Origin of the sequence: Streptomyces phytophilus, assembly GCF_013870535.1 — a bacterium.
Classification (GTDB): domain Bacteria; phylum Actinomycetota; class Actinomycetes; order Streptomycetales; family Streptomycetaceae; genus Streptomyces; species Streptomyces phytophilus.
This window is the reverse complement of sequence record NZ_JACBXC010000181.1, coordinates 1-7522: the sequence shown is the minus strand read 5'-3', so window position 1 is coordinate 7522 and position 7522 is coordinate 1. Positions and strand designations below refer to the sequence as shown.

At 71.8% G+C, this 7522-nt stretch carries 6 protein-coding genes and 2 pseudogenes; 1 reads left to right on the top strand and 7 read right to left on the bottom strand.

The genetic code is table 11. The features are described 5' to 3' along the window. Positions 1 to 600: S1 family peptidase (locus H5J30_RS11750; RefSeq protein WP_181787378.1), on the bottom strand; the 600-nt coding region annotated here is incomplete at its 3' end. A 248-nt stretch (positions 601 to 848) separates the two neighbouring features. Here H5J30_RS11750 and H5J30_RS11745 point away from each other — a divergent pair. Beyond that, a pseudogene (locus H5J30_RS11745) lies at positions 849 to 980 on the top strand (LuxR C-terminal-related transcriptional regulator); the annotation flags it as partial. A gap of 22 nt (positions 981 to 1002) precedes the next feature. Here the strand turns inward: H5J30_RS11745 and H5J30_RS11740 are convergent. From H5J30_RS11740 to H5J30_RS11715, 6 genes and pseudogenes are all read right to left on the bottom strand, one after another. Next, positions 1003 to 2733, bottom strand: a complete 1731-nt coding sequence (locus tag H5J30_RS11740) for an L-aspartate oxidase (protein WP_181787377.1) — start codon at positions 2731 to 2733, stop codon at positions 1003 to 1005. Between the two features lie 190 nt (positions 2734 to 2923). Further along, a complete protein-coding gene (locus H5J30_RS11735; RefSeq protein ID WP_181787376.1) occupies positions 2924 to 3304 on the bottom strand; it encodes a TraR/DksA family transcriptional regulator in 381 nt (126 codons plus the stop codon). Between the two features lie 230 nt (positions 3305 to 3534). Beyond that, positions 3535 to 4635: a M23 family metallopeptidase gene (locus H5J30_RS11730; RefSeq protein WP_181787375.1), complete on the bottom strand. Its 1101-nt coding sequence runs from the start codon at positions 4633 to 4635 to the stop codon at positions 3535 to 3537. Positions 4636 to 4865: 230 nt separating this feature from the next. After that, entirely contained in the window at positions 4866 to 6191 is a 1326-nt protein-coding gene (locus tag H5J30_RS11725; protein WP_181787374.1) for a glycoside hydrolase family 99 protein, read from the bottom strand. Beyond that, on the bottom strand, positions 6188 to 6964 hold the full coding sequence (locus tag H5J30_RS11720; RefSeq protein WP_181787373.1) for an SGNH/GDSL hydrolase family protein: 777 nt from the start codon (positions 6962 to 6964) through the stop codon (positions 6188 to 6190). The genes H5J30_RS11725 and H5J30_RS11720 overlap by 4 nt, the downstream gene beginning before the upstream one ends. A 276-nt stretch (positions 6965 to 7240) precedes the next feature. Then, a pseudogene (locus H5J30_RS11715) lies at positions 7241 to 7522 on the bottom strand (heparinase II/III domain-containing protein); the annotation flags it as partial.

The following is a 7522-nucleotide window of genomic DNA, read 5'->3' as shown; positions in this document are numbered from 1 at the left end:
GCAGAGGGCGCGCAAGTCGTCGACGCGCCCCGCCCAGACGCTGTTGGCGAGCCAGCCGTCGGCGGTGTTGTAGCGCGCGGAGACGACACCGACCACGCTGCCGTCGCTCCGCTGCCGTACGGGCGCGCCGCTCATGCCGGGCAGCACGTCCCGCGAGTGGACGCGCCCGAGGGTGACGCCGTCGGACCGGCGCACCTCGCCCTGCCACTCGCCGAGGGCCTCCACCCACACGACCGGCGGCTTGCCGGCGGCCTCGTACATCAGCGCGTGGCCCACCACCGCCACGGGTTCTGCGTACGCGACCGACCGGGAGCCGCGCAGCAGCCGCGCGCTCCCGGGGAACGCCGCGTCGGCCTCCAGCAGCGCCAGATCCGCCTTCCGGTCCTGGGCCAGGACACGCGCCGTGATCCGGTCGGCGCCGGGGTCCCGTAATCGGTCGACCGCCAGCACCTCGTCGTCGCCGAGCGCCAGCGTGCCCTGGGCGACGTGCCAGGCGGTCACCAGGTATCCCGGCGCCAGTTGGAAGCAGGTGCCCTGGGGGACCCCGGAAGGAGAGAGGATCCGGCCCACGTAGTCGGGTACGGGATGGGTTTTCTTCACGCCTCCACCTAGCGATCGGGCCATCGGCGTTTCGCCGGCGCGGAAACCGGTGGAGAGGGGTGGGCGGGGTGCCGACCGGCAGCATGGCCATGGTGGACCAGGGCAGGGCAACTCGTAGGCGAGTGAGCTAAGTTGTGCGACCTTGTCCGTTCATGTCGCGATGTACGAGGACCATCCGCCCGGCAGGTTGGGCCTGCGGCTCATCCTCGACGGCGAGCCGGACCTGACCGTGGTCGCCGAAGCAGGCGATCGCCGACATGCTCGTCATCAGTATCAAGACCATCGAACGCCACCGGGCCAAGGTGCTCCAGAAGCTGGGCCTGCGCGACCGCCTCGAACCCACCCGCTGCGCCATCAGGGTCGGCCTGACCGAGCCGTGAACCGCCGCAAGGACGCGTCCCCCTACTCGACGAGTTTTCCGCGGGTGGAGACCTCCCGCATGAGGGAGGAGATCTCCTCGGGGATGTCCGGGACGCTCTCGCGGGTGATGCCTTCCGCCGGGGACCACACGAGGTTCACCCGGAGGGACGGATCGGCGTCCGGGTAGTCGCTGCGGTTGTGGCAGCCGCGGGTCTCGCGCCGCTCCAGGGCCGCTTCGAGCGTGGCGCGGGCCGCGACGGCGGCGGACCGCAGGTCGAAGGCGTGCGCGAGGTCCTGGTATCCGGCGATGTCGGGATGGACGCCGACCGACCGCATCCGCTCCTCGATCGCGTCGAGTTCGGCGAGTCCCGCGCGCAGCCCTTCTTCGTCGCGTACGACTCCGGCGTGCTCGGTCATGGTGTCGCGGAGGGCGCGCTGGAGGGCTCGTACGTTCTCCGGGCCGTCCGCCGCGAGGAGGTCGTCGATCTCCTGGCGGGCCTGCGCGACGGCGGACGCGGAGCGGAGCTGGGCGGTCAGCGAGAGCGAGTAGTCGGCGGCGGCCTGCCCGGTGATGCGCCCGAGTACCAGCAGTTCGATGAGGCTGTTCCCGCCGAGCCGGTTGGCGCCGTGCAGCCCGCCGGCGGCCTCGCCGATGGCGTACAGCCCCCGTACGTCGGTGCCGTGGTCCTCGGGGCGCACCAGCACTCCGCCCATCGAGTAGTGCGCGGTGGGCGCGATCTCGATCGGCTCCCGGGTGATGTCCAGCATCTGCAGCTCCATGAGCAGTTGGTACACCCGGGGCAGCCGCGTCATGACGGTCTGCCGCGGCAGATGGGTGACGTCGAGCCATACCCCGCCCTTGGGTGTTCCCCGCCCCTCCTTGATCTCCGTATAGGAGGCCAGGGCGACGCGGTCGCGGGTGGACAGCTCCATGCGGTCGGGGTCGTAGCGGTTCATGAACCGCTCCCCGGCCGCGTTGCGCAGGATTCCGCCCTCCCCGCGGGCCGCCTCGCTGACCAGCGTGCCGGCGGCGTTCTCCGGCGCGATGAGGCCGGAGGGGTGGAACTGCACCAGCTCCAGGTCGCGCAGCCGCGCTCCGGCCTCCGCGGCGAGGCGGAAGGAGTCCCCGGTGTTCTCGTCCCGCCGCGAGGAGGTGCGGCGCCAGATACGGGTGTGGCCGCCCGCGGCCAGAATGACGGCATCGGCGTGGATGAGGCAGCGGGTGCCGTCCGTGAGGTCGAAGCCGTAGGCGCCGAAGACCGCGCCGTCGTGCACCAGCAGCCGGGTGATGTAGACCCCGTCGAGCATGGGGACGCCGAGTTGCTCCGCGCGGCGGACGAGCGTGCGCTGGATCTCCAGGCCGGTGTAGTCGCCGGCGAAGGCGGTCCGCCGGAACGTGTGGGCGCCGAAGTAGCGCTGGGAGATGCGCCCGTCCGACTCCCTGGCGAACTGCATGCCGTAGCGCTCCAGGTCGTCGATGCCGCGGGCGGCGCCGCGGGTGACGATCTCGACGGTGCGCGCATCGGCGAGCAGATAGCCCTCCTTGAGCGTGTCGGCAGCGTGCTGCTGCCAGGAGTCCTCGGGATCCATGGTGCCCAGGGCGGCGTTGATCCCTCCGGCGGCAAGGACGGTATGCGCGTCGTCCCTGGGGCGCTTGCCGACCGCGAGGACGTCGACGCCGGCCTCGGCCAGCTCGATGGCCGCCCGCAGCCCGGCTCCCCCGGTGCCGATCACCAGCACCGCGGTGGAAAGACGTCGTTCGGTGATAGCCACGCGGTCCACTCCGATTGCCCGGGTCCTCGTCCGGTCGGACCGACTCGCCGACCGGTCTGTCACACCGTTGGTATCCGATACGGGGACCGAGTCCCGGGCAGACACGCGGAGGTTTCGCGGCCGGGCTGCGGAGGGCCCGCCGGGTCGGGCGGCTCCGGCAGGAGCGACGGCACCGCGGCGGTGTTCTCCGTCACCGGCCGCGGCGGCGGGCGGCGTCGGCGCAGGGGACGCAGGTGGTCGCCTCGGGGCGGATCTCCAGCCGTTCGGCCGGGATCGCCTTGCCGCACACCCGGCAGACGCCGTACTCGTCGTCGTCCAAGCGGCCCAGTGCCGCATCCAGCTCTTCCAGGTGGGCACGGGACTGCGCGAGCAGCGCCGCCACGTGCTGGCGCTCGAAGGCGGTGCTGGATCCCTCCGGGTCGTGCTCGTCGTCCACCGCGACCAGGGCGTTAGCCTCGACGATCGCGTCGAAGTCGCGGGAGAGCGACGCGATCCGCGCCCGGGTCCGTACGCGGTCGGCCGACAGCCGCTCCCGCAGCGCGGCGCGCGGCGGCGGGGACGTGTCGCTCACCACGACTCCCGGCCGGTGCCCCGCCGGGGTCGGCCGGGCATAAGCCCGCGGGCGGCGCCTCCCGCGCCGCCGGCGTCGGAAGCAGCCATGTCCGCGCCTTCCCTCGTTGTCCGTCGTGCCGCCGCAGGTGATTCTTCGCGATGGTGCACCATCGCGAAGAATCACCCATCATAGGAAACCGGCCGCTGCCTGGTACGGAGGCTCCAGGGCCGGGTTGCCGAGCGGCTGTCTCAACTGGTGCGGTTGTAGATCGCCGTGCCGGGGCAGCCGGAGTAGCCGAGGCGGGTGCCGCAGCCGGTGTACTGGCCGGAGCCGTTGGACCAGGTCCAGCCGCCGATGGTGCGGCCGTTCAGCCAGGTGTACTGGCCGTTGAGGTTGGCGTCGTACGTGCGCAGGCTCCAGTGCACGTGGGCGCCGGTCGCCGAACCGCCGGCGCAGACGTCGGTGCCGATGGTGCCGAGAAGGGCACTGCGGCCGACCGACGTCCCGTTGTAGTAGGTCGTGTTGAACATGTGGTAGTAGTCCGTCGAGAAGCCGCCGGGGTGGATGACCCTGGTCCAGCCGCCGCCGGCACCGCACATGGAGGTCGCCGTGCCTTCACGGGACGAGCGGACCCGCCCGCTGGCGTTGCCGCCGGCGAAGTCGAGGCTGCTCCAGTAGCCGGACCCGCCGGTGTGGGAGTGCGGACCGCCAGTCACGGTCATGTAGTAGTCGGGCATCCAGGGCAGCAGCAGCCCGCCGGTGTTGGCCGTTGCCCCGGTCGGTGACACCGCCTTGTCCGGGGCCGCCGCGCGCTGCGCGTAGTCCGTCATGATCTTCCGCTCCGCCTTGCCGACCAGCGGTGACGTCGCCACGTGCGCGGTGAACTCGCGGTCGCCTTCGAGACCGGAGACCCAGCGCCCGTTCTCGCGGTGGGCGAGGTAGAGCCAGCCCTCCGGCTGGCCGTGGGCCGCGCGCGAGGCTTCGACGTACGCGACACCGCGGGCCCATCCGGCCGAGACGGTGCGCACGTCGACGACCACCTTGCGGCCCTCGGCGGCGAGGCTGCCGACAGCCTTCGCCGGAGCGAGGCCCTTGGCGTCGTGGGACCGGGAGAGGACGTCGGCGGACACGGCGTCGATCAGCGCTTTGCGGCCGGTGCCGAGGCGGTCGGCGACCTTGTCCGGCATCTTCACGGTGACACCGGCGGACGGCGCCTTGGCGGACGCCTGTGCCGCGACGGGTTCTGCTGCCCCGTCCTGGCTGGTCGCCACCGCCGAGGGCGCGGTGGCGACCAGTCCGGTGAGGGCGAAAGCGGCGAGGGTGGTTCTCACGGACAGCTTGGAGAGCAAGGGTGGTACCCCATTTCCGTACGCGAGGCCCTGTCGGGTGAACAGGTGAAGCGAGATTTTGACAGGGCACGGTCAGGATCTGCGAGGCACCGAAGTCAGGGAATATACAGATTGGACGAGCTATATCAGTCTTGCGCGTTTCCGCTGGTTGCGCGGCGGTTGCGCGGCCCCGGAACGGCGGGTGGCGGACTCCCCCGGCCCGCCGCCCGCCGTACGCCGTACGCGGGCCGTCAGGGCATGGGCGGGACGGGGACGGTCGGGCTGATCTCCGCCGAGCCGTTGATCATCTCGGTGGCGGCGCCGGCGAGCCGGAGGTAGAAGTCGGACGAGACCTTGGTGCCGTCGGCGTCCAGCGTGAGGAAGTACTGGTTCCCCGGAATCATCGAGGCGTCCGTCGCCGCCGGGGCGATGGCGGTGGCCTCGTCGTACTCGTCGAACATGGCGATGAACGCGGAGTCGGTGCCGCACCGGGCGACGGCCACGGCCTGCTGCCACATGAAGTCCCCGGCGTTGCGCGGGATCTCGTTGCGCGGCGTCCCCGGCTTCCAGTTGGACCAGGCGAACCCCGGGTAGATCACCGGCTGGTAGTCCTGGCCGTTCCCGCTGAGCTGGGCGAAGTCGTCGTCGAAGAGCTTCTGGTCGACGCCGCGGTTGCCCACGTTCCACGGGGAGACCATGTCGAGGGCGGCGTAGACCGGCGCGAAGCCGGGCTTGCCGTTCGCGTCGGTGCGCCAGCCGCGCGGCACGCCGCCGATGACGTAGCAGCCCTGGTCCTTCAGCCAGTTGATGATCTGCAGGCAGCCTTCGAGGGTGCCGGCCCGGTTGGGGACGCCGAGGCCCCACAGCTCGACCACCGGCTTGTCGCCCTCGCGGGCGTACGACGGGGAGTCCGTGAGGGCCAGCGAGCCGGTGATGGTGCCGGTCCAGTCCTTCTGGATGTTGGCGACCAGGTTGTCGTCGGTGAAGCCGCTGACGTCGTACTCGACGTAGAAGCCGCGGCCGTGCGCCTCGGCGGCGTCCCGGGCCTTGCTCTGGATCTCGTTGCGCTGCCGCAGTCGCGGCTGGCCGATGGCCGAGACGTCGCTGCCGAAGCGCTGGAGGGCGGCGCCGTCGATGCCGTGCTGCTTCATCCAGTCGAAGTGCTGGTCGATGACGTCGGTGGTGTGGGAGCCGAAGAGCTTGGCGGGCCGGCCGTCGCCGAGGTTCGCGTACCCGGTCTGGTGCAGGGAGCCCGCGGCGTACGCCGAGATGTCGGGGTACAGCTCGAAGGTCTGGTTGCCGGGGGACGGCGCCGACCCCGCGGACCAGTGCGTCCAGTTGCCGAGCGGCGAGCCGTCGCCGGCGCACGCGAACCAGCCCTGGTAGCCGGTGTACACCTTGCCCCTGACCCCGCCGACCGCGGCGGCCCCCGCCCGCGCCCCGGGCTGCTCCCGCGGTGTCTCGGCGCCGGCACCGGTCAGGTTGGCGGTGCCGGCCCAGACGCCCGCCGCACCGAGGCCGAGCGCTCCTGCGCCGCCCAGGAACGTGCGGCGGCTGTGCTTTCCTCTGTGGCTCATACTGCTTCCTTCGTGGGGGTGTCGGTGGGGGTGGTGCGCGTGTCCGCGGACGTCGCGGATAGCGGCACGAGGGAATCGGGGACCGCGCGGAGGGCGTCGTACCAGAACGCGGCCATTTTCCGGTAGCCGGCCTCGGTGGGATGAATGCCGTCGCCGAGGTCGGCGGTGGTCAGCGCGTCGTATATCGGCACGAGATGGGTGTGCGGTCCCTTCCGGGATACGACGCCGGGGAGTTCCGCGTTGTACGCCCTGACGCGCTCTTCGAGTCCGGCGCTGGACTGGGGCGGGACCGTTCCCACGAACAGTTCGCACTGCGGCTTGGCCGCCCGAACGCGGTCGATCAGCGCGGAGAGCCGCGCGGGCGCATTCGCGATGTCGTGGTTCTGGTTCAGATCGTTCGTGCCTATGAGAAGCGTGATCGTACGCGGATCGCTCTGCTGGAGCCAGGCATCGGTATGCGCGTCGAGTTGGTCGATGCGCCAGCCGGTGTGGCCCTCGTGGTCGCGGTCGGCGAGTTCCGCGGGGCCGTTGGCCAGGGAGCCGACGAAGTCCGCGGTGCGGCCGTCGGCAGCCAGCCGCCGCCACAGCTCGACGCGGTAGCTGCCGGGGTAGAACGTGTATCCGTCGGTGATGGAGTCGCCCAGGGGCATGATGCGTACGCCGTCGGCGGCCGCACCGGGGACCGCCGCCGTGGCCGCGCTCCGGTTCAGGGCCACGCCGGCGGCCGCGGCGGCGGCGATTATGGTCGTGCGTCTGGACAGAATGGTCTCCACGGGACTCCTCAGGTGGGGGTCGAGCTGAGGAAATGCGGCTCGTCTCCGGGACGGTCCGGCGTCACCGGATCAGGTCGCGAGCAAGTAAAACCAGGCGCTTGTACGACGTCAACGCTCGCGGCCCGCCCGGCCGGAGTGAATGCGGCGGTGGAAAAGTAGTCGGCGACGGGCGGGTCCGGGTGCCGGGCCCGTGAACTGGCCGGAGGCCCCGGCCGGTGCATTTCCGCACGGCCCTTTCCAACGGTGCCGCGCCCCCGGAACGGTGGGAAACTACTTTTACGTTTCCGCCGCCGGCCGCGCCGTCAGCGTGTGCCGCCCCTGGGCGGCGGCCGGTTGCCGGGCGGTGAGGACCAGCCGGTGGACGACCGGACCCCATACCTTCGTGAAAGCCGGGTCGGTGAGCGCGACCGGCTCCACCTCGGCGTCGAACGCCGCCGCGTCCCAGGTGAGTTCCAACCCGCGGCCCGCGGCGGGGGTGATCGCGGCCCGGCCCGCGCCCGTGACGACCGGCTCGGCGCCGGCCAGCAGGTGCAGGGCCAGGGCGCGGGGCGGGGCGGT